The 24,422-nt window shown below is 64.0% G+C and carries 24 protein-coding genes and 1 pseudogene; 15 read left to right on the top strand and 10 right to left on the bottom strand.

What is annotated here, in order from left to right:
* Positions 1–58 precede the first annotated feature (58 nt).
* Together HKK80_RS01360 and HKK80_RS01365 are read left to right on the top strand one after the other, a co-directional pair.
* A complete protein-coding gene (locus HKK80_RS01360; RefSeq protein ID WP_411797818.1) occupies positions 59–1,114 on the top strand; it encodes an ABC transporter ATP-binding protein in 1,056 nt (351 codons plus the stop codon).
* Positions 1,111–1,995: an ABC transporter permease gene (locus tag HKK80_RS01365; protein ID WP_411797819.1), complete on the top strand. Its 885-nt coding sequence runs from the start codon at positions 1,111–1,113 to the stop codon at positions 1,993–1,995. The genes HKK80_RS01360 and HKK80_RS01365 overlap by 4 nt, the downstream gene beginning before the upstream one ends.
* Positions 1,996–2,031: 36 nt before the next feature.
* Here HKK80_RS01365 and HKK80_RS01370 read toward each other — a convergent pair whose 3' ends face one another.
* Positions 2,032–2,889 carry an NAD(+)/NADH kinase gene (locus tag HKK80_RS01370; RefSeq protein ID WP_411797820.1) on the bottom strand — a complete coding sequence of 286 codons (858 nt, stop codon included), beginning with the start codon at positions 2,887–2,889 and terminating at the stop codon, positions 2,032–2,034.
* Between the two features lie 72 nt (positions 2,890–2,961).
* A complete protein-coding gene (locus HKK80_RS01375) occupies positions 2,962–4,821 on the bottom strand; it encodes an ATP-binding protein (RefSeq protein WP_411797821.1) in 1,860 nt (619 codons plus the stop codon).
* A gap of 90 nt (positions 4,822–4,911) precedes the next feature.
* Here HKK80_RS01375 and HKK80_RS01380 point away from each other — a divergent pair, with 90 nt between their 5' ends.
* Entirely contained in the window at positions 4,912–5,481 is a 570-nt protein-coding gene (locus tag HKK80_RS01380) for a cysteine hydrolase family protein (protein ID WP_411797822.1), read from the top strand.
* Complete coding sequence (locus HKK80_RS01385) at positions 5,481–6,395, top strand: MBL fold metallo-hydrolase (protein WP_411797823.1); 915 nt, start codon at positions 5,481–5,483, stop codon at positions 6,393–6,395. The genes HKK80_RS01380 and HKK80_RS01385 overlap by 1 nt, the downstream gene beginning before the upstream one ends.
* 44 nt (positions 6,396–6,439) lie before the next feature.
* Here HKK80_RS01385 and HKK80_RS01390 read toward each other — a convergent pair whose 3' ends face one another.
* Positions 6,440–7,786 carry an RNA-guided endonuclease InsQ/TnpB family protein gene (locus HKK80_RS01390; RefSeq protein ID WP_411797824.1) on the bottom strand — a complete coding sequence of 449 codons (1,347 nt, stop codon included), beginning with the start codon at positions 7,784–7,786 and terminating at the stop codon, positions 6,440–6,442.
* A 442-nt stretch (positions 7,787–8,228) separates the two neighbouring features.
* On the opposite strand from HKK80_RS01390, the gene HKK80_RS01395 reads away from it, so the two are divergent.
* The 3 genes from HKK80_RS01395 (at position 8,229) to HKK80_RS01405 (ending at position 9,785) form a co-directional block, all read left to right on the top strand.
* A complete protein-coding gene (locus HKK80_RS01395; protein WP_411797825.1) occupies positions 8,229–8,621 on the top strand; it encodes an ArsR/SmtB family transcription factor in 393 nt (130 codons plus the stop codon).
* A 69-nt stretch (positions 8,622–8,690) separates the two neighbouring features.
* The gene (locus HKK80_RS01400; protein ID WP_411798002.1) at positions 8,691–9,281 is read left to right on the top strand and encodes a hypothetical protein; all 591 of its coding nucleotides are present in this window, start codon (positions 8,691–8,693) and stop codon (positions 9,279–9,281) included.
* Between the two features lie 24 nt (positions 9,282–9,305).
* Positions 9,306–9,785, top strand: coding sequence for a DUF4870 domain-containing protein (locus HKK80_RS01405; RefSeq protein WP_411797826.1), 480 nt, complete (start codon positions 9,306–9,308; stop codon positions 9,783–9,785).
* Between the two features lie 14 nt (positions 9,786–9,799).
* Here HKK80_RS01405 and HKK80_RS01410 read toward each other — a convergent pair whose 3' ends face one another.
* The gene (locus HKK80_RS01410) at positions 9,800–10,489 is read right to left on the bottom strand and encodes a molybdenum cofactor guanylyltransferase (protein WP_411797827.1); all 690 of its coding nucleotides are present in this window, start codon (positions 10,487–10,489) and stop codon (positions 9,800–9,802) included.
* A gap of 414 nt (positions 10,490–10,903) precedes the next feature.
* Here HKK80_RS01410 and HKK80_RS01415 point away from each other — a divergent pair, with 414 nt between their 5' ends.
* Together HKK80_RS01415 and HKK80_RS01420 are read left to right on the top strand one after the other, a co-directional pair.
* Positions 10,904–12,370, top strand: coding sequence for an ATP-binding protein (locus HKK80_RS01415; RefSeq protein ID WP_411797828.1), 1,467 nt, complete (start codon positions 10,904–10,906; stop codon positions 12,368–12,370).
* 14 nt (positions 12,371–12,384) lie between these two features.
* Positions 12,385–13,206 (top strand): annotated as a pseudogene (locus HKK80_RS01420) (MBL fold metallo-hydrolase); the annotation flags it as partial.
* Positions 13,207–13,377: 171 nt separating this feature from the next.
* On the opposite strand, the gene HKK80_RS01425 reads toward HKK80_RS01420, so the two are convergent.
* Entirely contained in the window at positions 13,378–14,118 is a 741-nt protein-coding gene (locus tag HKK80_RS01425; RefSeq protein ID WP_411797829.1) for an SDR family oxidoreductase, read from the bottom strand.
* A 117-nt stretch (positions 14,119–14,235) separates the two neighbouring features.
* Between HKK80_RS01425 and HKK80_RS01430 the strand changes: the two genes are divergently transcribed.
* Complete coding sequence (locus HKK80_RS01430; RefSeq protein WP_411797830.1) at positions 14,236–14,406, top strand: hypothetical protein; 171 nt, start codon at positions 14,236–14,238, stop codon at positions 14,404–14,406.
* Between the two features lie 24 nt (positions 14,407–14,430).
* On the opposite strand, the gene HKK80_RS01435 is transcribed toward HKK80_RS01430, so the two are convergent.
* Positions 14,431–15,387, bottom strand: a complete 957-nt coding sequence (locus tag HKK80_RS01435; RefSeq protein WP_411797831.1) for a DUF5787 family protein — start codon at positions 15,385–15,387, stop codon at positions 14,431–14,433.
* A 103-nt stretch (positions 15,388–15,490) separates the two neighbouring features.
* Here HKK80_RS01435 and HKK80_RS01440 point away from each other — a divergent pair, with 103 nt between their 5' ends.
* Positions 15,491–15,901, top strand: a complete 411-nt coding sequence (locus HKK80_RS01440; protein ID WP_411797832.1) for a hypothetical protein — start codon at positions 15,491–15,493, stop codon at positions 15,899–15,901.
* Positions 15,898–16,497 (top strand): NUDIX hydrolase, encoded by a 600-nt coding sequence (locus HKK80_RS01445; RefSeq protein ID WP_411797833.1) that lies wholly within the window; start codon positions 15,898–15,900, stop codon positions 16,495–16,497. The genes HKK80_RS01440 and HKK80_RS01445 overlap by 4 nt, the downstream gene beginning before the upstream one ends.
* Here the strand turns inward: HKK80_RS01445 and HKK80_RS01450 are convergent.
* Together HKK80_RS01450 and HKK80_RS01455 are read right to left on the bottom strand one after the other, a co-directional pair.
* A complete protein-coding gene (locus HKK80_RS01450; RefSeq protein WP_411797834.1) occupies positions 16,494–17,006 on the bottom strand; it encodes a universal stress protein in 513 nt (170 codons plus the stop codon). The two genes, HKK80_RS01445 and HKK80_RS01450, sit on opposite strands and share 4 nt — an antisense overlap.
* 72 nt (positions 17,007–17,078) lie before the next feature.
* Positions 17,079–18,500: an FAD-dependent oxidoreductase gene (locus HKK80_RS01455; RefSeq protein WP_411797835.1), complete on the bottom strand. Its 1,422-nt coding sequence runs from the start codon at positions 18,498–18,500 to the stop codon at positions 17,079–17,081.
* 106 nt (positions 18,501–18,606) lie between these two features.
* Between HKK80_RS01455 and HKK80_RS01460 the strand changes: the two genes are divergently transcribed.
* Together HKK80_RS01460 and HKK80_RS01465 are read left to right on the top strand one after the other, a co-directional pair.
* Complete coding sequence (locus HKK80_RS01460; protein ID WP_411797836.1) at positions 18,607–18,885, top strand: hypothetical protein; 279 nt, start codon at positions 18,607–18,609, stop codon at positions 18,883–18,885.
* Positions 18,886–18,990: 105 nt separating this feature from the next.
* A complete protein-coding gene (locus tag HKK80_RS01465; RefSeq protein WP_411797837.1) occupies positions 18,991–19,344 on the top strand; it encodes a rhodanese-like domain-containing protein in 354 nt (117 codons plus the stop codon).
* A gap of 17 nt (positions 19,345–19,361) precedes the next feature.
* Here the strand turns inward: HKK80_RS01465 and HKK80_RS01470 are convergent, their stop codons facing one another.
* Entirely contained in the window at positions 19,362–21,140 is a 1,779-nt protein-coding gene (locus tag HKK80_RS01470; RefSeq protein WP_411797838.1) for a hypothetical protein, read from the bottom strand.
* A gap of 103 nt (positions 21,141–21,243) precedes the next feature.
* The gene (yciH, locus tag HKK80_RS01475) at positions 21,244–21,537 is read right to left on the bottom strand and encodes a stress response translation initiation inhibitor YciH (RefSeq protein ID WP_120084435.1); all 294 of its coding nucleotides are present in this window, start codon (positions 21,535–21,537) and stop codon (positions 21,244–21,246) included.
* Positions 21,538–21,712: 175 nt separating this feature from the next.
* Between yciH and mutS the strand changes: the two genes are divergently transcribed.
* Positions 21,713–24,409: a DNA mismatch repair protein MutS gene (mutS, locus tag HKK80_RS01480; protein WP_411797839.1), complete on the top strand. Its 2,697-nt coding sequence runs from the start codon at positions 21,713–21,715 to the stop codon at positions 24,407–24,409.
* Positions 24,410–24,422 lie beyond the last annotated feature (13 nt).

Raw genomic sequence — 24,422 nt, forward strand, 5'->3', positions numbered from 1 at the left:
CGACCACGCTTTGCCAGCCGGAAGCGGATATATCCGCCTGCAACCCCTATCGGTGGTAATGGGACGGACTGCGGCACCTGACGAGCACCGCGATACGGTGACACCGGCAGCCGAGGCGGCGACCACCGACTCCGCGACCGCTCCGGCACTCGCCATCGAGAGCCTCTCGAAGCAGTTCGGCGACGGCGAGAACGCGGTGGTGGCGGTCGACGATGTGAGTTTCACCGTCGAACCCGGCACTGTCGTTGGGCTGCTCGGCCCAAACGGGGCGGGCAAAACGACGCTGATCAAATGCGCACTCGGGATCGTGCTGCCCGACGCTGGATCAGTTCGCATCTTCGGTAGTGATGTCGCCGACAGCCACCGAGCAGCGTACGCGAATGTCGACGCGATGTTGGAGGGTGCACGCAACGACTACTGGCGGCTTACCGTCCGCGAAAATCTGCGGTACTTTGCGACCATTCACGGTGTCGATCCAGACTCGGTTGCCACGCGTCACGACCGCCTGCTTGACCGGCTCAACCTCGCTGACAAAGCCGACACACCCGTTCGGGAGCTATCCCGCGGAATGAAACAGAAGGTGTCGCTGGCGAGTGTTCTCGCTGGCGGTGCGGATCTCGTTTTTCTTGACGAGCCAACATTGGGACTCGACATCGAAAGTGCGCGGACGCTTCGCCGCGAATTGCGTCGACTCGCCCGCGAGGAGGGGCTAACGATCGTGCTCAGCAGCCACGATATGGGTGTCATCGAGGCGGTCTGTGACCGCGTGGTGATGATGGCCGATGGCCGCATCGTCGCCGACGACACGGTATCGGCACTGCTGTCGGCAGCCGACCGTAATGTGGTGCGAATCGTCAGCCCGGATATCGGTACAGCACTCCTCACAACACTTCGATCCACATTCGATGTGCAGGCGGTTGAATCGACCTCCACTGGCACTCGTGTCGACATCGCTGCTGGGGGTGACACGCTCTATACCATTATGGAGACGCTCCGTGCCGACGATGTAACTATCGAGAATATCCAGACACTCCAGCCGGAACTGGAAGATGTGTTCGTCGAGTTGACCGGACTGGCACCTGAGCAGGCTGAACAGCGGAGTGGGTCGTCGTGACTGACGACTCCGATACCACAACGGCTGACACAACCGCTGATCCAGCCGTATCAGCCAGCGGTGCCACTGTATCGTCTGCCCCCACCGCCCACGATTCGGAGCCAAAGCCAGCCACCTACTCCCATCTCGCAAAAGCCGTGTTGTACCGCGAATATCTGATCTTTGTCCGCTATCCAGCCAACGCGATCGGCGGGATTGTCGTTGCGCTGTTCTTTTTCGGCGTTCTGTTTTACGGCGGCCGCGCGTTGACCGGTCGCGCGCTGACCGACTCGATCGAGGGGATCATCGTCGGTTACTTTCTGTGGACACTGTCTGTTGGGGCGTACTCGTCGGTATCGAACGACCTCGGCAGCGAGGTGCAGTGGGGCACGCTTGAACGGCATATCACGACGCCGTTTGGGTTTGCGCCCGTGGCGTTACTCAAGGGGGTCGCAAAGATCGTTCGCACCTTTCTCACGAGTGCGGTCATCCTCGCGGTCATGCTCCTGCTCACCGGCACACAACTGAGCCTCTCTCCGTTCACGGTCGTTGTGATCGCCGGCCTCTCGATCACCTCAGTGCTTGGCCTCGGATTCGCAGCCGGTGGTGTCACTGTCCTGTACAAACGGATCGGTAACTGGCTGAACCTCCTGCAGTTCGGCTTCGTCGTGTTGATTTCGGCCCCTGTCTTCGACGCGCCGTGGACTCGCGTCCTGCCGCTGGCCCATGGCAGCGCGCTCCTCCAGCGCGCGATGGTCGACGGTGTCCGGCTTTGGGAGTTTGGCCTGCTTGATGTCGGCTTGCTTGTCGGTGTCGCGGGTGGCTACCTCGCTGGTGGTTATCTCGTCTTTCAGTACGCAACACGACGCGCCCGACGGCTCGGTGTGCTCGGCGATTACTGACAAAAAACACTCGTTGCCGACGACCCGAATGTGACCCTAGGAGAGTTTGTCGAGTGCCGCAAAGAAATCAGCCACCGGCCCGACGAGTCGCACCGGCGTTTCGGCGCGTGAGACGGTAATCTCTGCCGGCGTCTCGATCTCATGCGGGCGTCGCCCATCGCTGACAACGACCGCATGGTCGGCATCGTCGACAGCCACCGTCACCTCGCAGTCGCCGCCGACAATCAGCGGCGGCATCCCGTCGACGCCACACATCTCGTTGACGATCAGCGCGCCGATCGAGGGGTGGACGATCGGCCCGTCCTCGCTGAGATTGTAGGCCGTACTCCCGGTCGGGGTGGCGATCATCACCCCGTCGGCGTGGCTCTGTGTGTACTCCGAGCCATCGATCGTCACCCGGAACGTCGCGCCGCCGCCGGGGCCGCGCCGTGGCCCGGTGACGACGATCTCGTTGACCGCGGGGACGCTCTCGAACCCCTCACACCGGGCGGTGAGCCGCGGGGCTTCCCTGATTTCGTGGTCGCCCGCTTCGATCGCGTCGACGGCCTCCCGAACGGCGTCGACCGCGTTCTCCGGGCTCACGGCGTTTAAAAATCCGACCTCGCCGAGGTTGACGCCCAACATCGGCGTGCCGCCGGCGGCCCGTGCGGCAAACAGAAAGGTACCGTCGCCGCCGATGCTGACGACCAGATCACAGCTCTCGAAGGCACCCACGTCGCTGCCGGATGCTGCATCGGTGGCCGTATCGGTGGTCGCTGTCTGCTCACCCAGCGCGGCGGCGGTGGCGGCATCAAGCCGTGTCGACACCCCCTCGTCGACGAGGGCAGTTCGGATCGACTCGGCGACGCCGACCGCCCGGCTGTTGTCCCGCTGTGCGACGAGGCCGACTTCCATACTGCGGGTTCTCGCCGGGGTGGCAAAAGGGCTGGGTCAGCCTGCTGTCTCCGCCCGCTTCGTCAGCGTTGGTTAGTCGTGGCGGGTCAGACAAGTCGGCAGCCCGATTAGCTCAACAGGCTCGGAGTTGTCGGGCGAGTAGACGACGAACTGGCCTTTCTCCATGTAGGGCACCTTCGACTGCAGATTTGCGGGGATGTTGACGCTGTTGATCGCATCCTCGTCGCCGAGATTGAGCACCAGCTTCGTGTTCAGCTGCTTGAACACCGGATCGGCGATATCCTGTGGATCCTGCGTGATAAGAAAGAGGCCAAGCCGCTCCTTGCGACCCTGTTTGGCGGCCTCAGTAAATTTCTGGACGACCTTGCGAGCTTGGACGGTGTCGGCATCCGCGAGGAAGTTGTGGGCTTCGTCCATCCCCAACACGACTGGTGTCTCCTTGATTCGGTCGCTGTCGGGCGCATTCGAGAGCTTGTTGTCGATCAGGTACGCCGAAACGGCAAGCACACACAGCTCCTTTGCGCGACTCGATGAGAGGTGGTAGGTCGGCACCACGGTCAGCCCGCCGGGGCGGACAAGCTGGTGGTCGAGTTCGGTGATCGGCTTTGCTGATTGGTCGAAGATCCCCGAAGGCATCCCGAAGACGCGTCGCTTGATCGCATCGAACGTTGCCTCGTGGACGCGGCCGGATTCGTCGAGTTCCTCCTTCAGGGCCGGGTCATCGAGAAAGCTCTTGAACTGGCTGTAGGTACCCGACTCGCCGTACTGTCGGAAGAACCGATTGAGCAACGTCTGGAGCCCCGAATACTGGTTGTCGTTGAGACTGCTGCCGGCGACGAGCCACGGCCGCGCTTTGGTCATCGAAAACGGGACGGTAAACTGGATCTGCTCGGCCCGATGACCCTCTCCTGGATAGCTCGTCCCGTCTTCCGTGGGGACGAGCGCGATCGTGTCGTCGACACCGCCGTAGGCGACGTTCTCCCGCTCCAGTTTGCGGGCGAAGCCGTCGTCCAGTTCGGGGTTGTCATCGTGCATCTGGGCGTACTCGTCTTGGGGGTCGAACTGGACAACCGCGGGCTGAACCGTCCGCCCATCGTCCATCGGGTACGCTCGTTCTTCGCTGAGATACTGCCGGAGGATGTTCTTTGAGGCGTGTGTTTTCCCGGAACCGGTGCCGCCAGCGACGAGGGTATGCCGGAAGACGAGCGGGTCACCGGACTCGTAGTTGTCAGTCAGCCGGTAGTCGATGGTTGGGGGTTGGGCGGCGGTTTCGACCTTCTCGCCGCCGACCGAGAGATGGCCGAGGAAGACGCCCGCTTCGGGGATGTTGAGCCCGGTTTTGATCTGCTCGCTGTCGGTCGCCTGTTTGAGAATTGCGCCGGGCTTGGGAACGCGGTCGGTCATCCGCCGATTGAGTTCGATCTCGCCGTCATCGTCGTACTCCTCGTAGAGGACGGCGACGGGGTCGAGATCGGCCATGAACTTGTAGTCGCGTTCCTCGAAGGTTGACTGCCGCATCATCCGGCGGGCGTGGATCTCGGTGGCGTCGTCGGCGTGGAACTCCTGTGCGTATTCGAGGCCGGTGATCCGACAGAACAGTGTTTCGTCGTCCGGGTACGGGACGAGCAGGTATTTGCCGATCCGCACGGCCTCGCGGTTGCCGGTCGTGATGAACGCCCGCAGCGTCGTTTCCTCGTCGTCCTCGGCGACGCGCAACCCTTGAGAGACCGACAGCGCGCCCATGCCGGTGTCGTCGCCCTCCACGTCGGCGGCGATACGCTCGAAGCTGTTGCGGTTGTCGCCCTCGCGGTCGTCGCCGTCACCGTCGGGATCGCCTGTGGTCGTCCCGCCGTCGGCCGACGACACCGAGTCGGATTGTGCCTCGCTTCCGCCGGTGTCGTCGGTTACGTCGCTAAAATCCTCCAGCGTCATACAGTGGGGTGCCACCCTGGGGGTAAACTCCTTTCCCCTATCGACCGCGGGGTCGCTGGCTTTTATTCGCCGGCGACAGTACTGATAGGTATGGATTACGACGCAGACAGCACCGCAGTAGTCGTTGTCGACATGCAAAACGGCTTCTGTCACCCGGATGGCTCGCTGTACGCCCCCGGCAGCGAGGCCGCAATCGACCCGGTCGGCGACCTCGTTGACCGCGCTCACGATGCAGGGATGCCGGTCGTCTACACGCGAGATGTCCACCCGCCGGAACAGTTCGATGATGCTCACTACTACGACGAGTTTAATCGGTGGGGTGAACACGTCGTCGAGGGCTCGTGGGAAGCCGAGATCGTCGACGATCTCTCTGTCGCCGAGGATGATCACGTCGTCGTCAAACACACCTACGACGCCTTCTATCAGACCGAGTTAGAGGGCTGGCTGAACGCCCACGGGATCGACGATCTGTTGATCTGTGGCACCCTCGCCAACGTCTGTGTGTTCCACACCGCCGGCAGTGCCGGGGTCCGGGATTTCAAGCCGGTCGTTATCGAGGACGCACTGGGCTACATCGAAGAGGACGACCGCGAGTACGCGGTCGATCACTGTGACTTCCTGTTTGGTGAGGTTACGACCAGCGAGGAGTTGTCGATCTGATGGCTCCCGGCGATCTCGAAGCGGTTCCTGATGCCACAGATCTCTACTACGTTGACACCGGCATGTACGATGTCGCCGGCTACGGCGCGGTCTACATCCTCGACACCGCCGAGCCGGCGGTCATCGACACCGGGATCGGCACCAACCGCGAGTACATTGTCGACGCCCTCGACGAACTCGGCATCGACTCGTTGAGCTACATTCTGCCGACCCACGTCCACCTCGATCATGCCGGTGGCGCGGGCTTTCTCGCCGAGGCGTTCCCGGACGCCGAGGTACTCGTCCATGACCGCGGCGTCAACCACCTCATCGATCCGGGTCGGTTGGTCGAGGGAACGAAGGCCGCTGTCGACGAGATGTGGCCCTACTACACCGAGCCACAGCCCGTCCCCGACGGTCGGATCACCGGCCTCAGCGACGGCGACGAGATCGATCTCGACGACCGTACGCTGACAGCGCATGCGGCTCCGGGCCACGCCCCCCATCAGCTCGTCTTCGAGACCGACGGGCTCGTCTTCACCGGCGACGCCGCCGGCATCTACGTCGCCGCCCGCGATGAAATCCGCGTCACCTCACCACCGCCGCAGTTCGATGTCCAGCAGTGTCTCGATGATGTCTCGATGATCCAGTCGCTCGATCCCGACACCCTCTGTTTCGCCCACTTCGGGCCGCGGGATTACGACGAGGGGCTGCTCGATGGCTACAAACGGGGTCTCATCGAGTGGGTCGAGGCGATCCGCCAGCAGCGCAGTCGAGTTGACGACGACGAGGCGGTCACCGACCATTTCGTCACGAACACCGACCTCACCGAGATCTGGGGCACCGAGAAGGGGTGGGCCGAAACGCGGCTCAACGTTCGCGGCGTGTTGGCTGCTCTCGATCAGGGGCGTGTCGACATCGACGACCCGTCATGACATCCTCCGCGCCGTGAACGGGTGCGGTTTCCGCCGTGGGAGTCTCAGCTAGGCCGTTCCCCGGCGGCAACATTCCCGTCGCTGTTGACGGTACTCCGGTCTGTGCGCTGTTGTTTGGGACGGTGAGAGTGTGATATCTCCAGCCACTCATGGCTGTCCCACTCCAACCGCACGGGCCGTGCCATCGGCCTGACTGCCTGCTCGGTCTGTCGCGCTAAGAACGTCTCACTAGCGGTGAGGTCGGCGTGGCCCTCAAACCCGCACTGACACATCAACGTATCTTGATGCCGGTGTGTTCGATCTGTTGCGCCACACTGTGGGCACTCTTGACTCGTCCACGCCTCTGATCGAACCGCAATCGAAATATCGTATTCCTCGGCTGTCGTCGCCAACCGTTCAGTGAACTGTTTGAACGCCCAGAAGTTGTGTGTCTTGGCGTTCGTCTCGACCGACCAGTGGATGTCGAGTACGTCGGTCAACCCACCGATATACACGGTAGCAACGCCCTCGTCGTACAGTCGTTCGATCAGGTCACGACACAGCGCGGCTTGGGCGTGGTCGCGGCGGCGAGTACGTTGGCGATACAACCGCCGGATACGCTGGCTGCTGTATTGGCCTTCCGATAGTTTGGACTGTAAGCGGGCGATTTCTCGCGTCGTGTCACGGAATCGGTCGAACAACTCACGCCCTTCGTACAGATATTGCTCACCGGTCGTTGTAGTGCAAGCGACGAGATTGTTGGCACCGATGTCCAGAGCGGCTTCTTCCGAAGCCAGTGGAGTTGCCTGTGCATCGTCAGAAACAGTCACAGGCTGCGAAGCTCTGAATACATCGTCTGTCTCGTCGTACCACAGTTCTAACCGGCTTTGCTCGTCGTATTCAGGCCAGTTTGGGTCGCCAACAATTTCCAGTCGAAAGCGGCTTTTCGGGCTGCTATGTTTGTCTCGCAATTCCTCGCCGACGACGAACTCTAGCCGAGAGCGGTCGCCCCACTCGACGGTGTATGCGTCCTTTCGGATGACACCTTTGAGAACACGCCCATCATCTTCGTTGCCACGGAACCCCGGCGGTTCCGGATGTTCCGTCACCTGCTGGTTGTCAGGATCGTGGAACTGCTCTTTGAGTCGGAAGAACGACCGCCATGCCTCACTGTTTTTTGCAATCACTTGCTGGGCGGTTGAGGCACCGAGGACGCCTTTGTACTGGCCTTCGAGCTGGCCAGTATCGGCGTCCCATACGTCGCCCTCGAAGCCGTCTTCGTCGTTGTACCGCATCAAACGCTGGTAGTTGATTTCGTTCCAGAGCGCGGCCGAACCGTCCAACAACTCCCGCAGCACCTGCTCATCGGCATCGCAGAGCGGGCGCACGGCGAAGGTGTTGGTTCGCTTCATCTGCCATTTCACTGTACATTCCCGGCGGGTTTGAACGTCAGCCTTCCACGGTGAAAGTGAAATGATATCACCACCATTTGAGACTCAGGATTAGCAGTGGTGGGCGGATGATTCAGTGGAGCGCACGCGATTCACGCCCGTCCCCAGAAATCGGGATTTCTGGCGTGCGAACAAATCGCGGAGCGATTTGTCAACGCCCTGTTCGGCGTCCGGTTCCGACTGTGGTCGGAACACCCCCGCCTCACGGAAAGGGCGGGACTCTCTCGCTGTATCAGGTAGGCACCAAACGGCGAACAACCGAGCAGAGACGGAGACGACCAAATTAGGTCGCTGTCGGGTGATTTCACGCGCGCAAAACGCCGATTTACGGCGGTGAAATCGCGGTTTGTCGACGCCGAATTCTCGGCCCGATTTATGACCCTCTCAGCCATGGGTGGGATGTATGCAGCCCTCCCAATCATGCCAACCGGAATCGGGCGATGGTGTCGCTGTCGAGGAGATCCTGTCGTTGCTCGCCGACGACTACGTTCGATCGATTCTGGACGCGCTGACCGATGGCCCGAAGCCAGCAGCCGCGCTCGCTGATCGCTGTACCGCCTCAACCGTCACGATCTACCGGCGGTTGGATCGCCTCGAAACCGCCGGGCTCGTCGCCGTCGAGACACAGATCGCCCCCGATGGCAACCACCGCGCGCGGTACCGCGCTCGCCCGGCGTCGATCACTGTCTCGGTCACCGAGGCGGGACTGACCGGCGAGATCACCATCGAATCGACAGCCGAGCCGGCGGCCGGCGACTACGGCCACCGCCCGGCCTCAACCGTGGGCGATGATTGATCGGCTGGTCGTTTCAGTCACGGAGATCACGCTGGGAGGTTTATAATGGATGCCGGCAAATCCCCGCCCGTGTCGTCGCTGCCCGAGTGGATCGACGAGCGGATCGACCGCAACCTCGACAACACGCTGACGCAAGCCCACGTCGTCGAGACGATGCTGGACGCCGATCGACCGTTCTTTTCGATCCGCCAGCTCCAGGCGCGGATCAAACCCGACGTGTCGACGGCGACGGTTCGCAACCGGCTGAACGAGCTTCAGGCGATCGATATCGTCGCCACCGAGACCTACCCCGAGTCGATCACGCTCTACTACATCAACCACCCCGAGGCCGACTGGCCGCTGTCGCCGACGGGCAAACGACAGCTGGCCAGCGACTCGCCGCTGGATCGGCTCTCGACGTGGGGGTTTCTCACGATGCGTGATACCGCCGGGGTTCGGACGCTCGCGCTTGCCGGCCTCCAACTGACGCTGCTGTTGTTAACCCTCGGCGCGCTCCTGACGATCGCCGGTCTCGATATCGGTGTGACAAGCAGCGACGTTGTCTTCTGGGACACCGCCTTCGATCTGTTGTTCGTGAGTCTCGGGATCCTTCTCACCGAGCGGGTCGTCCGCTGGCTGCGCCGGCGGTTCGGATCCAGTGATTTGATACCGATGCTGTGAGTATCCCCGCCAACGACGCTATCGATGTCCCCACCTGATTCGCCCGACGGCCCAGAACTGCTCGCCGAACGCTCCGTGTTGGGGATCTTTATCCACCCGATCACCCTGTTTACCGGGTTTTTCGGGATCGGCATCGTGATCGCCGCCATCGTCTACCTGCTTTCCTCCCACCAGTTCACCCGAGCCAACGCCCGCAACGCGTTGAACTGGCATCTCTCAGTGTTCTTGCTGGCGCTTGTCGGCATGGTCTTGTTCATCCTCGGTGCTGACGAGGGTGCGGCGGCCAGCGGTGGGATGGTCTCGCTGCCGATCTTACCGGAGCCAGTGGCGACCATCTCGGTCATTATCGGCGGGGCACTGCTCTTTTTCGGCGGGGTTGGCGGGCTGTTGACGATCGTTTTCAGCATTGCGGCAACGTTCAAGGCCATCTTCGGCAGCGCGTGGCCCTACCCCTTCGCCCCGGACCTGCTGGCGTGGCTTGGGCAACTTGATCTCGGTGGTTGACGCGGCTCACACGATTACTGCCCGCCGCGACGACGTTCGTCACGAATGGCGGCGAGATCCTCGTGGGTATCAATATCGCTGAAGGCCGTCGCTTCGACGTGTGCGGTCACCGTTCGCTCGGGGACAACGAGCGGATCAAGCACCGAAACGAATGCCGCAAGCCCCCCGTCGTGTTGCTGGCGTGCGTCCGCACAGGCCGCGGCGGCCGCCCGAACGTGGACAACTGCCGGCAGCGACCGCTGTTGGCCCCCAACACACGGCACCGCTCCCGTCTCGTTTTGGGCTTGGCCAAACAGATACTCGATAAATCCAGCAGGGACAAACGGCATATCACAGGGTAGCACCGCCGCATACGTCGCATCGGTCGCCGCCAGCGCGGTTCGCAACCCGGCCAGCGGCCCGCGATCAGCGACCGGATCGATCGCAAACCGGGGGTCGTCGCCGACCGCCTCGGCAAACGCCGCCTGCTGGTCGGGCCGGCAGTTGATGATGCGTTCGTCGACCGCGGGGCTCAACGCGTCGGCGACGTGCCGGAGCAGCGGTTTGCCGTCAAGCGGTGCCAACGCCTTGTCGATGGTGGGAAACCGCTCGGAGCGACCGCCGGCGAGGATCAGCCCCGCTCGGCCGGTGTCGGCGTGGGCCGCAGTGGTGTCATCGTCGGTCGGTGGCTGCTCTGCGGTGCCATCATCGTCTGTCAGCGACACACTGTTCCCTCCCGTTGGCGGCGGTCGGTGTCGGTGGCAGCGTCGGCCGGCCGCGACGCCGGTGTGACCCGTCGTGATCGCCCACTGTCCGTGGGTTGGGGGCTGTGTGGGTGTCGGCGTTCGGCTGGTGGCGTGGCCCTCATTTCGGCTGTTGGTGAGGTGTCGGGTCGACGCGGTAAAACACTGCTCGTTGACGTTTGTCTGGTTGTGGGGTTGATAGCCGGAATCTGTCCGACTTATAAATCTGTATAATGTGTCTGTATTGAATATCGGTCTCAAAGAGCCGCATTTCTGCCCATAGCTGTGCTAAATTTACTCTGTTTCACAATCGCGTATTCCCGTGGCAGTGGCTGCCGGTGTCCCGAGGGGGTTGCTTCGACGGTCTTAAGAAAACTTAGCCAGAAGGTATGTGGGATGAGTAACCCGGCGTTGACCGTTGTCGAGTTCCTCCTGACGACCCACGTCTACAACGAGACACGCTCGTTAGACGAGAACGATCTCCCGCCGCGCTTTCGGCAGGTGTTTTGGACCGATACCGAGACGGCCGACGATGCCGACGAGACCGATGCATCGACAGCCGACGAACCGGCTCCCCCGGGTGAGATCGCCCGCCCGCTGAAGGTGACCGAGTCGGTCGCCCGCACGGCCACCGGCGTCGAACGCCCATGGGAGGCCGTCTCCGGCCTTCTGTTTACCCAGCGCGATGACTTCTCCGGGGAGATCTCACTGACCCAACCGGAGATGGCCTTGGAGTGGTATCTCGAACGCGCTGACGACGAGCAGTTGGCGACAAACCCCACGATCGCCTCCGCGGCCGAGGATGAAGACGGGGTTTCGGTCACCTACGAGGACGCCCGCGAGAACACCCGCCCGATCCAGGCCGACCGCGTCTGGATCGACGCGCTGCTGTCGCAGTATTTCGACGAGGACGACGACGCCGAGATGCTGGATCTCGTCTCGGTGCGTGCCCCCGAGGAAATCGAGATGACCCTCGACGACCTCGTGCTCACAACCGACCAGGAAGAGGAGATCCAGAAGATCGTCAAGGCGATCGAACACCGCGACTACCTTGCCTCGATCGGGCTACGCGAGATCGGCAAACTGCTGTTTGTCGGCCCGCCAGGCACCGGGAAGACGACGATCTCCCGCGCGCTGGCTCACGAACTCGGCCTCCCCTTTGTCGAGGTGAAGCTCTCGATGATCACCAGCCAGTATCTCGGCGAGACGGCCAAGAATGTGGAAAAGACCTTCGAGGTCGCCAAACGGCTCTCGCCGTGTATCCTCTTTATCGACGAGTTCGACTCGGTCGCCAAAACCCGCCGCAGCGACGAACACGCCGCGCTGAAACGGGCGGTCAACACCCTCCTCAAATCGATCGATGACATCTCGCTGATCCGCGACGATGTCCTCCTGATCGGCGCGACCAACCACCCCGACCAGCTTGACGCTGCGGCGTGGCGACGCTTTGACGAGATTGTCAACTTCCCGAAACCGGATCGCGGGATGCGGTCGGACATCCTTGAGGTCATCACTCAGCCGATGGAGATCGAGGGCTTCGATCCCGAGATGATCGCCGAACACACCGAGGGGCTGACCGGCAGCGACCTCCGGATGGTGCTCCGGGAGGCTGTGCTTGAGGCGCTCACCGAGGAGCGAACCGAACTCACACAGGACGACCTGATCGCCGCCGTCGAGGACTTCGAGGAGCGAGACAACCTCAAAAACATGGATATGATCGACGGCGACGGCGCGGCCCTCACCGGGAGTGCCGACGACCACGACCACGGCGATCATGAGCACAGTGAACACGATCACGGCGACCACGACCACGCGGACGAGGGGTCAGCCGACGCCGACGACGCCGAAACACCACCCCAGTAGGTTCCCCGATGAGCATGCGCGTCACCCTCCTCGGTACCGGCGATACGACGGGGACGCCGACCGTCGGCTGTGACTGTGCAACCTGTGCTCTCGCCCGGGAGCGTGGCATTGAACGGAGCCGGTTTTCGGTGCATATCGAAAACGAACGCACCGGGGAATCGATCCTGATCGATCTCAGCCCGGATTTCCGCCAGCAGTTTCTTCGCCGATCGGTGCCGCTTCCTGACGCCGCGGTCGTCACCCACATCCACTTCGACCATCTCGACGGTCTTGGCAACGCCTACCGGATCTTCGATGACCTCCCCGTTTACGCCGCCAACGAGGTTGACCCCGAAACCGGGGAGTCCGTCGCCGAGACGGTTCGCCGGAAGTACGACTACCTCGACCGGGTGTCAGTCCACGATGTGACGCCGCTGGAGCCGATCGAGGTCTGTGGGCTCGAACTTACACTTGTTCCGGTCGACCACCCGCCGCTGATCTGCTACGGCCTCGTTGTCGTCGACCCCGAGACGGGTGCGAAACTCTCGCTGTCGGGCGATACCAGCTACGACATCCCCGACTCCTCCCGCGATCGACTCCGCGATCCCGACCTGTTTCTCGCCGATGCGATCGTGCCGGCCGCGCTCTGTGATCGCCACCCCCTTGGCGGCAGTCACCACGACGCCGATGGCGTCCCCCGAAGTTTCGGCACCAAACATATGACCCGCGAGGGCGCGCTGGCGTTGGCGGCCGACCTCGATGCCGACGTAACGCGGTTGGTGCATACGGCTCACTACTATCCGGCCGATGAGGCCTTTGCCGAGCCACTCGCTGTCGACGGTGAGAGGTACCGCCTCGATGCAACCGGTGTGACCCGTCTGGAGGCCGACACACCGACATCGGCGTCGACGACGGACTGATCGAAGGCCGTCGCTGAGGGGTGGTTGCGTCGCCGCTGCCGATCAACACGGCCTGTCGTTTTGGGTACTGTCGCCCGGTTGACTCGTGTGACCAGCACCTTGCGTCGCTCAAAAGTCGTCGGCGAACTTGCTGCGGTTGTTGATATCGATCTCGCTAACGCTTGCGCCCGCTCGTGTCGCGGCGAAGACGATGGCGTCGGCGACCTCTGCGGGTTCGCTGGCCTCGCCTTCCTCGAAGACCTCCTCGAAGGTGCGGCCATCGGTGGATTCAAACTCGGTGCGCACCGCGCCGGGGTTGACAACAGTGACGCCGACGCCGTCGTCGCCGACCTGGGCGGCGACGCTCTTGGCGAAGCCGCGCGTCCACCATTTCGAGGCCGCATAGACAGGGTTGTACGAGCGAGGATACTGCCCGGCGAAGCTACCAAGGAAGATCAGATGCCCCTCACGCTCGCGGACGTGGGGGATCGCCGCCCGCGTCGCGTAAAACATCCCGTCGATATTCGTCTCTTGCATGGTCTCATACTCGTCGGTCGCCATCGTCTCGACATCGCTGCCGCGGGCCAATCCGGCGTTGTTGACGAGGATAGCAAACCCGCCGAATTCGGCGACTGTCGCCTCGATCAAGTCGTCGACAGCCGATTCCTCGCGGACATCGGTCGGGACGACCAACGTCTCGACGCTGTGGTCAGCCTCGATTTTGGCGGCCAGTTTGCGCAGCCGATCCTCGCTGCGGGCGGCAAGCACGACGGCCGCGCCCTCGGCGGCGAGCCCGCGGCAGGTCGCCGCGCCGATCCCGCTGCTTGCGCCGGTGACGATCGCTGTCTGTCCGTCAAGGGTAGTGGGCATAGGCGTTCCAGGATGTCCACGCTCGAAGCTGTTCTGGAACTGACTCGCTCGGGATCGCCCCTTGGGATCGGCCCCAGGCGCGGAACATCTATACTGCTTGCAGTCCATCGGTACAGTATGTCTCTCAGCAAGGATGTCATCAACGGGATCATCTCGCTTGTCATCAGCGTCGCCGTCACTGTCGCCCTCGCCGGCGACGACGACAGCTACACGCTCAGCGATGTGACGCTCTCGGTGGCGATCTCGGCGTTCCTCTCGGGCTTTTTCACGAGCTACTTCGCCGAATAACGCCCCCACGACGAGAACAACAGCTTACAGAAACCGACCCAGCCCGCTCTGTGATCGGGTGATGCCGTCGGGATCGGCGACCCACGGGCTTCGCTCCGCGCGGAGCGTTTCGCGGTCGACCTCGGGTGGGTCGCTTGGCTCGTAGCCCGGACACGACTCGCCGCAGTCGGTCGCGGGGTCGACAACGCGGTCGAACCACTCACAGTACGGCCGACCATCGTCGGTCGCCTCGGCGTGCTCGCAGGCCGGGAAGTCGTAGGCGCGCCATCCTTTCCCGTAGGCGCGCTCGGCGATCCGCCGTCGCTTGCGGGCTTTCGCGTCGGCGTCGACAACGGCGATATCGGTGCGGAGCGGCTCGGCGTTCGTCGGCTCGATCCCGGGCTCGTCGGTCGCCAGCGGCGTCGGCTCACGGACAACCGTTCGCTCGCCGCTGTCGGGATCGAACCGCCAGACGCCGACGGCCTCCGGCAGGCGGTTGAGATGGGCCCGCGTCACGTAGCTCTCGGTGGCGAGGATCACCTCATCGAAGAGCCCCAGCGCGATATCGACCCGAAGCTGGCGGTCGAGATCACCCGGTCGGTCGAGATCAGGTTTGTTTTCGATCCCGACCAGCGAATCGATCCAGTTGGGATATCGCGTTGTCTGGCGGACGTACCGCCGACCATTCCGGCGTTCGACCTCGAAAAACCCGCAGTCGACAGCGCGGTCGACGACGCTCCGGGCGTGGTCGATGCTGCAGTCGAAGGCGTCTCGCCAGTCGACGGCCGCGCCGGCACTAACCTCGCTTTCGATCGCCAGCGGCGGGATCGTCTCGCTGGTGATCGCTGCGCGATCGTCGAGGGCATCGGTGGGCCGAACACAGCAGAGATCCACGATCCGACCCCCGGGGTCGGCGACCGCGCCGCCGAGCTGGCGGGCGATCAGCCAGTCGGTCGTTGCTTCGAGGTGGGCGGCCAGTGCCAGCTCGAAGCGAAACTCCATGGGTGGCGTTGGCTCTCGGCGGACAAAAACCGGTCGCCACCGCTCCCCGAAGCGGTCGCTGCCGTCCCGAAATCCGTATCCCGGGGGGTCGCCTACGACCGGTATGCGCCGGATCATGCGGAACGCGCTGTTGCTGACGGGGTTTGTCGTTGTCGCGCTGCTTGCGGTCGGTGCGGTTCCGAGCTATCTCGGCAGCGGCGAGGCCTACTATCTCGAAGCGACCCCGACTGACGAGGGTGGAGCCGCGGTCAACGTGACCGCGATCAGCGAGCGGCGGTTCCCGTATCTCACCAAGGCGGTGACCGCCGATGACGGCCGTTCGGCGGGGTATCAGCGCGCCCTCGGCGGCTACAAGACGTGGTTCGCCCACTCGCCGTTCGACGAGTTCGACGCCCTCCAGCGACTCGACGCCGAGGCCGTCCGCGACGACGGTGATCGGGTGCTGGTCACCTACGAGGGTGAACGCTACAGCGTTGCCATCGATAGCGACGGGGCTGGTGGTGACCAACAATGAGTGGGTCTGACGACGCGGCTGGCGACAGATCGACCGACACCCACGAGCTATCGACGCTCGCCGACCCCGAGTGGCCGGTTATCGACTCGGTCGCCGAGTACGACACCGGCTGGTTCACCGGCGGCTACGATCTGGTTGAGCAGCCCGATGGCTCCGAAAAGCGGTACTACTGGGCGGAACTGCCGCCGGCGGCGGTGATCGTTGCGGTGACCGACGGCGAGCTGCTGTTCGTCGAGCAGTATCGCCCGACAATCCGAGAAACTCAGTATGAACTGCCGGCCGGGATCGTCGAGCCGGATGAATCATTCACCGAGGCGGCGGCCCGCGAACTCCAAGAGGAGGTTGGTTTTGTCCCCGATGAGACCGAACTCCTCGAAGAGTTCTGGTGTTCAACCGGCCTGTTGCGACACCGTCGTGGGATCGTGCTTGCGACCGAGTTGACACCGGCTGAGCGAACACTCGACTCAAACGAGTTTCTGGTACCGAAATCGGTGCCAGTTGAGGCGGCCCTGTCGGTTGCCCGATCACAGCCGACAAACGATGCCACTCTCGAAGGCGTCCTGTTGGCAAAAGAACACGGGATCCTGTCGGCTTAATCGTCCTGGCGGATCGTCAGTACCGGGATCTCTGACTTCCGGACGACCTTCTCGGTGACGCTGCCGAGGAAGGCGTGTTCGACACCGCTGCGGCCATGGGTGCCCATGGCGATGATATCGATATCGTTCTCCGCGGCGTACGCGAGGATCTCCTGATCGGGTTTCCCCTCACGACAGACACAGACGGTATCACAGCCGTCGTCTTCCAACTCGTCGGCGATCGCCTGGGTGTAGCCTTCACCCTCCGCGCGGAGCACCTCGTTGACATCGACGCTGCCTTTTGCCATCCCGCTGGTGCTGACCGGTTCGCCCTTTCGCTTGAACATCCCCGTCCGCCAGTTGCCTTGCTCGTCTTTGTTGAGCGTGAGCGACGCATCGCCGCTGTCGGGTGTGACGACATACAGGACGTGAATCGTCGCATCATAGCTGTTTGAAAGCGTTCGAACGTGTTCCATCACTGACTCTGCGGCCTCACTACCGTCGGTTGGATAGAGGATGTTGTCGTACATGTGAACTGCCTCCTGTTTGACACACGAACGATCATCACATAAGTGTAGTGCTCATTCTTACTGGATTGCAGGTCACGACAGCGCGCCGCCCAGCACCTTTGCGGCGACCAACACCGGATCCCACACGGGGCTAAACGGCGGCGCGTAGGGGAGATCCAGGCGTTCGAGTTCGGCGACGGTGAGCCCCGACTCCAGTGCCGTCGCCAGCGTGTTGATCCGGACGGCCGCCCGGTCTGCTCCGACGATCGTCCCGCCAAGCAACCGCTCGGTTTCGCGGTCGGCAACGAGGGTCACATCGGTTTCGGCCGCACCGGGGTAGTAGCCCGACCGGGAGCCGGCGGTGATCGTCTTTCGTACCGGGTCGAACCCGGCCTCGCGGGCGGCGTCGGCGTCGACAACCCCGACCCGGCCGCATTCGAGATCGAACGCCTTGACAACGGCTGTGCCGGCGATATCGCCAACCGGTTCGGGGTCGCCGGCGACGGTCGCACCGACCGCCCGCCCGCCACGGTTGGCAGTTAGTCCGAGTGGCATCCATGTCTGCTCGCCCGTCACGGTGTGGCGTGCGGTCGCACAGTCGCCGGCCGCATAGATATCCGGCAGATTCGTCCGGCCGTACTCGTCGGTGGTGATCGCGCCGCCGGCACCGAACTCGATGTCGGTGTCGGCCACCAGTCCGGTGTTTGGTTCGATACCGACGCCGACGACCGCGAGATCGACCGGCTGGCGGCCGCCCTCGTAGCTGATCGCCTCGATCCGGTCGTCGCCGACGAGACGCTCAACGGGGGTGTCGGTGTGGACGTGGACGCCCTTGGCTTCCAGTTCGGTTTCGACCCGGTCGGCGACAGCCTGGCCGAACGGTTGGAGGACGTGGCCCGACCGCTGGAAGAGATGGACATCCAGCCCGCGACCGCGCAGGGCTTCGGCCATCTCGACGCCGACGTAGCCGCCGCCGACGATCGCCGCGGTCTCGGGGGCCGGCTGTTCGGCGTTGTGGGCGACCCGCTGGCGGTCGGCCGGTGTGTCGGCGATCCGCGTCTCGTCGTAGGTCTCTGGGTCGGCGATGTAGGCGTCAATCGCGGCGGCCGCGTCCATGTTGTGTAGTGTAAACGCGCCATCGAGGTCGCGGAGATCGAAGGGGCCGGTCGTCGCTCGGCCGCCGGTAGCGACGAGCAGGTCGCTGTAGGGCTGTTCGATCGCTCCGTCGTCGGTGGCGATGGTGACAGTGCTGTCCTCGGGGTCGACAGCCGTCACCTCGTGGCCGCGCCGGAGGTCGATCCCACGCTCGTCGGCCTCAGCTGGCGACAGCGACAGCAGGTCGCCCAGCTGCTCGATGCGGCCCTCGATGAAGTATGGCATCCCGCAGTAGGCATACGAGATCCATCGACCTTTCTCGAAGACGATGACCTCTCGATCGGGGTCGACACGGCGGCATTTGCTGGCGGCACTCAGGCCCGCGGCGTCAGCACCGACGACGACAAACGGATCCTCCATGGCTGGTGGTCGGCCGGTGGCAACAAAAGGCTCACCCCGCTGTGACCACCTGCGACACCGTCGCCCAGCCAGTGAGTATTTAGCATCTCGGGTCGTTGCCACCCGTATGGTGCAGGAGCGCGTCATCCGGTTTCTCGCCACGGGTCGCACCAGACGCGTGTTGATCGCCCTCCGTGAGACGACCATCTCGCCGTCGATCGCGCTGGTGCTCATCTCGACGACGCTGATCTTTCCGTTGACGCTGTACGCGCTGTTGGTGTGGAACACCGGCCCGTTGATGGGCGTGCTGATGGGCGTGATCTTCGCGCTGGTGTACTTCCTGATGACGATCGTCTTCGGGATCATCTTCTACTACAAGGATAACCGCGAGCTCCCACTCTCCTGAGTTCCACCCCACACCGGCGACGGTGTGGTCGGCGCGCTGTGGCTGTGTTTCCGCTGGGTCGCCGCGGGCGAGGGACTTATCCCCCCGGCTCGGCATCCACGCGGTATGGACGGCGAGATCTCCCCGTCGACGGTGGCCGCACTCCGCGACAGCGACGAGCCGCCCCGCATCGTCGACATCCGCACCCCGGCCGCCTTTGAGCGCGAACATATCCCCGACAGCGTCAACATCCCCTTCGAGGTGCTCCCGAACCGTGTCGCCGAGCTCACCGATGCCGACCGGATCGTGACCGTCTGTCCTCACGGCCAGGCAAGCGTGCAGGCCGCCCGGCTGATCGGCTCCTACGAAGGCACCGCCGACTGTCAGGTCGAAAGCATGGAGGGCGGACTCACCGCCTGGGACGGGCCGCTGGCGTCGACAACGCAGCCCGCCGACGATGGCCCTGAGGCACCGTTCTAATCGCCTGTCGACGACAGCTACGACCGCCGGCTGTGTCGCAGCGCGACCAGTCCAACCGCGAGTACAGCACCGGCGACCCCGAAGCCGGGCACCTCGATCTCGGTGGGGACGTCGATCGGTGCGTCTGTTGTCGTGGCGGTCTCCGTGACCGTCACCCGTATCTCCTCGCCGCCGACGGCGATTCGGTAGCTGCCGGGGGCGGTGAACCGCTGGGCGAACCGGTGGGTCGTTGTTGCGCCCGGTGCCAGCCGGCCGGTTCGTGTCGTTGTGTTGTCGCCGATCCGGAACGGTAGCTCATACGCGCCGTCTGTCCCGCCGACGTTCTCGACGGTGACACCCACCGAGACCGTCTCGTTGAGGCCGACCGTAAGATTCTCTCCCGACGCCGGAAGCCGGCGGCTCGTTCCACCGACACTGATCGGCGTCTCGTCGGCAAACCGGAACGCAAAGCGGGCGGGCTCGGCCCCGAAGGCGGCGGTGTGGCTGTCGCGGCTCCACATCGGATCGACGGTTGTGGCGGTTGTCGCCGCCGTGGTCTCCTTGGCAGCCGTCTCGCCGGCGATGGCGTCGATATAGCCCGCGATGTCCGCCGCGGTGAGCTCTCCCTCGTGGCTGTTGATCGCTCGCATGAGGGTATCGAGGCTGGCCTCGCCGTCGGTTGTCAGCCGGATCCGACGATCGAGATCGCCGGCGACGAGCGCGCCCTTCCGGTAGTTGGCGAAGTTCTCCCAGGTGTTGGGGTCGGTCATGACCGCCGACGCTTGGGGTTCGTCTTCGCCCTGTGCGAGAAACCGCTGGAAGCGATCGAACTCGACGCGGTCGGCCTCCAGCGTCAACAGCGCGGCGTAGTAGGTCGCCGTCGCCTCGGTGATCCAGCGGGCGTCCGCGGCTGCGGTGTACTCCTGGCGGGTGTGGACATACTCGTGTACCCAGTTGTTTGCCGGTGTGTCGACGGGTTCGTCGGCCCGCACCCAGAAGTCGCTGTCGCCGGTTTGGATCCCGCGGACGGCCCACTCAACGTCGCCGGTCGGGGCGGCGATCATCAACACCTCGTCGTCGCGGTCGCCGATCCGGAGCCGATCGGATGCGGCGGTTACCGACTCGAAGATCTCACTTGTCTCGCTTTCGAGGTCGGCTGTCTCGGGCACCACAAGGTGGAACGTCTGGCTGTGGGCCGTTCGCGTCCGTCGGTCGTAGGGGCCGAGATAGGCGATTTGGTCGCCGGCGACACCCGGGCCGTCGATCTCGGTTTCACGGACGATCTCGGGGTCGTCGCCGACGATCCGACCGCTGATGTCGCCGACCGACGGGATCCGCACGAGCGACCAGTTGGCGGTGTCGGCAAACCGGTAGGTGCCCTCCGCGCCGGGCTGGTCGGCCGCACTCCGGACGTCTGCGTCGATCCGGTAGCGCACGGTGGCAGGATTGCTGTTGCTGTCCCACTCGACGCTGTCGGTGGCGGTTCGGGTGAAGCCGCTGGTCGAAACGACCCGCGCGTCCGCCGGGAGTTGGAGGGTGAGTTCTCTGAACTGTGAGGGGATCTCGGCGGTGACGGTGGCGGTGATCTCCCCGACCCGATCCGGCGTTCGATCCAGCGTCGTCGTCAGCCGCAACTCGGTGTGTGTCGACAGCGGCGTCGGTGTTGGGGTGTCGTCGACACCTGCTGTAGTTGCTGTTGGGGTGTCGTCGCCGACCGGTGTGGCGGCGGCTGGTGGTGTTGCCCCGGCTGCGATCGGGACGGTGAGGAGACTCACACCCACGATCACCGCCACAGCCATGGCCCGCCATGCCGACATAGCTGTCACAACGCCCCGGAGTCCAATAACGATTCCCAACGCCGATCCGGCCGCTGTGAGAGAACAAACAGGCGTCAGAACGGAAGGCGGTTAGATCGCTAGCTCACGCAACAGTAAACCCTTTATCGCGGAGGAAATCCTCCACGCGACCCTGGTGGTTGCCCTGGAGTTCGATGGCGTCATCCTCGATGGTGCCACCGCAGGCGAACTTGGATTTGAGATCCGACGACAGGCTGCTCATATCCACGTCACCGGGGTCGAATCCTTCGATGACCGTTACCTCCTTCCCGTAGCGGCGCTCGTCGATGCGGATGTTGATCTGTTGAGACTCTTTGGCAACGTCCTCGCAGACGCAGAGTTCATCAGGCAATCCGCACGTCGAGCAGACTTCCGACATTACAGTTCGGACTACAGGATGGTCATATTAAACAGTGTCGGGATTTACAACCGGTCTCAGGCCGCGTGTTGGGAGCCACAGCCGTCCAACCCGGGCACACGACGCGTTCCAGCCGCTTCCCTGCGGCCTCGCCGACATCCGAGCGATTATACCGCTTGCGAACGGCCTCCCGGCTATGACCCCGGTGACGGGACTGCCGCCGACGATGGCCGACCGCAAGGACGACGTGACGCCGATGCTGAGTCAGTATGTCGAGCTCTGTGAGCAACACCCCGACGCGCTCGTTCTCTTTCAGGTCGGTGATTTCTACGAAGCCTTCTGTGAGGCCGCCGAGGCAGTCGCCCGCGTCTGTGAGGTGACGCTAACGCAACGCGAGGATTCCACCGGCGAGTACCCGATGGCCGGGGTTCCGATCGACAACGCGGCCTCGTATCTCGAAGCCCTCGTCGACGCGGACTACCGCGTTGCGCTGGCTGATCAGGTCGAAGACGCCGAAGAGGCGAGCGGACTCGTTGACCGCGCAGTAACGCGAGTCATCACCCCCGGCACAGTCGTCGAAAACGAGTTGCTGGCGGCAGGCTCGACGACCTACGTCGCAAGCGTGGTCGAACGCGAGATCGACGACGGCGAGCGAGACGGCTACGGCATCGCCGCCGTCGACGCCTCGACCGGCGAATGTTTTGTTACGACCGTCCCGACCCGCGGCGACGTGCGCGAGGAACTCGACCGGGTTCAGCCCAACGAACTGCTCGTCGCCGACGACGCGCCGACGGTCGCCCCCGACGGCGACTGGATGGAAACCGGGATCGACGCCGAGTTATTCGACCCCACTGTCGCCCGCGAGCGGCTGAGCGAGTACGTCGCCGACCCCGACCGCCGCTTCGACAGCGACGCCGAAGGGCGGGCTTGCGGCGCGGTGTTGGCCTACGCCGAGTACACGCAGGGCGACGACGGCCCGCTCGAATACATCTCCCGTATCCGGCGGCACGACCACCGCGAGCAACTCCGCCTTGACGCCGCCGCGCTCCGGAGCCTCGAACTGTTCGACAACCGCGGGCCAGGATCGGGTGCGACCGTCTTCGACGTGCTCGATGAGACCGCGAGCGCGCTCGGGCGGCGGTGTCTGGATCGCTGGCTTCGCCGGCCGCTGGTCGACCGCACCGAGATCGACGCGCGACTCGACGCGGTCGACGCCCTCGTCGGCGACGGCATCGCCCGCAGCGACCTTTCCGATCTGTTGGCGGAGGCCTACGATCTCGAACGGCTGGCCGGCCGCATCTCGCGGGAGCGTGCCGACGCCCGTGATCTCCGCGCGTTGCAGGCGACGCTGTCGATCGTCCCCGAGCTGAAGGAGATCATCGCCGAGGTTCCCGCGCTGAGCGATCACCACGACCGCCTCGACGAGTTGCGGGACGTGGCGACGCTGATCGACGAGGCCATCACGACCGATCCACCGATGGAACTCACCGAAGGCGGTGTCATCAAACAGTCCTTCGACGACGAGCTCAATAACCTCAGAACGACCGAACAGGACGGCCGCGAGTGGGTCGCCGACCTCGAAACCGCCGAACGCGAGCGCACCGGCATCGACTCGCTGTCGGTCGGCCACAACCAGGTTCACGGCTACTACATCGAGGTGACGAACCCGAATCTCGATCAGGTGCCCGACGATTACACCCGCCGCCAGACGCTGAAAAACGCCGAGCGGTTCTACACGCCCGAACTCAAGGAGCGCGAAGACGAGATCTTCGGGGCCGCGGAACGCGCCGACAGCCTTGAATACGAGCTGTTCTGCGAGGTACGGGAGACCGTCGCCGCCGAAACCGACCGGATTCAGGCACTGGCGAGTGCGATCGCTGAACTCGACGCACTGTGTTCCCTTGCTATCGCCGCGACCGAGGGTGATTACGTTCGGCCCGATCTCCAGGCTGCCGACGCCGACTCCGGCATCGAGATCGGCGGCGGCCGCCACCCTGTCGTCGAAACGACCCAGGCGGAGTTCGTCCCCAACGACACCGACCTCGCCGGCGGCGACGTGGCGATCATCACCGGCCCCAACATGAGCGGGAAATCGACCTACATGCGCCAGGTCGCGCTGATCTGCCTGCTCGCCCAGACGGGGAGTTTCGTCCCCGCCGAAGCGGCTGAGCTGCCGATCCTTGACCGGATCTTCACCCGCGTCGGCGCGAGCGACGACATCGCCGGCGGCCAGTCGACGTTCATGCGCGAGATGAGCGAGTTGACGGAGATTCTCCACGACGCGACCGACCGCTCGCTCGTCTTGCTCGACGAGGTCGGCCGCGGGACGAGCACGGCCGACGGCCTCGCCATCGCCCAGGCGACCACCGAGTTCATCCACGACGAACTCGACGCGCTGACGCTGTTTGCGACCCACTACCACGGCCTGACTGATCTCGCCGACGAGCGCGAAGGCGTCCACAACCTCCATTTCGCGGCGACACGCGAGGGCGACGACGTGACCTTTCTGCATCGGGTCGCGCCCGGCGCGTCGTCGGCGTCCTACGGGATCGAAGTCGCACGGATGGCTGGCGTGCCGACACCCGTCGTCGACCGCGCCCGCGAAGTGGTGGAAACGACAACCGGTGAGGCCGCAGCTGCGCAATCTGCGAGCGACGACGCAGAACGCGACAGCGACGCTTCCGAGCCCGCAATCAACGGCACACAAGCCGGTGACTGCGACGCAGACGACGTGCTCGCCGACGCGCTCGACGGGCAGGCCCTCGACGCCGACAGCGTGGCCGCCGTGGCGACCGAGCTCCACGAGCTCGACATTGCGACAATGACGCCGCTGGAAGCACTCAACACGCTGGACGAGCTTCGCTCGACGCTGGAGGCGTCCCGAAGCCGATAAGCCACTCGGGGTG

The sequence above is a fragment of the Halonotius sp. F2-221B genome (assembly GCF_046719765.1).
In the GTDB taxonomy this organism is placed as follows: Archaea; Halobacteriota; Halobacteria; order Halobacteriales; family Haloferacaceae; genus Halonotius.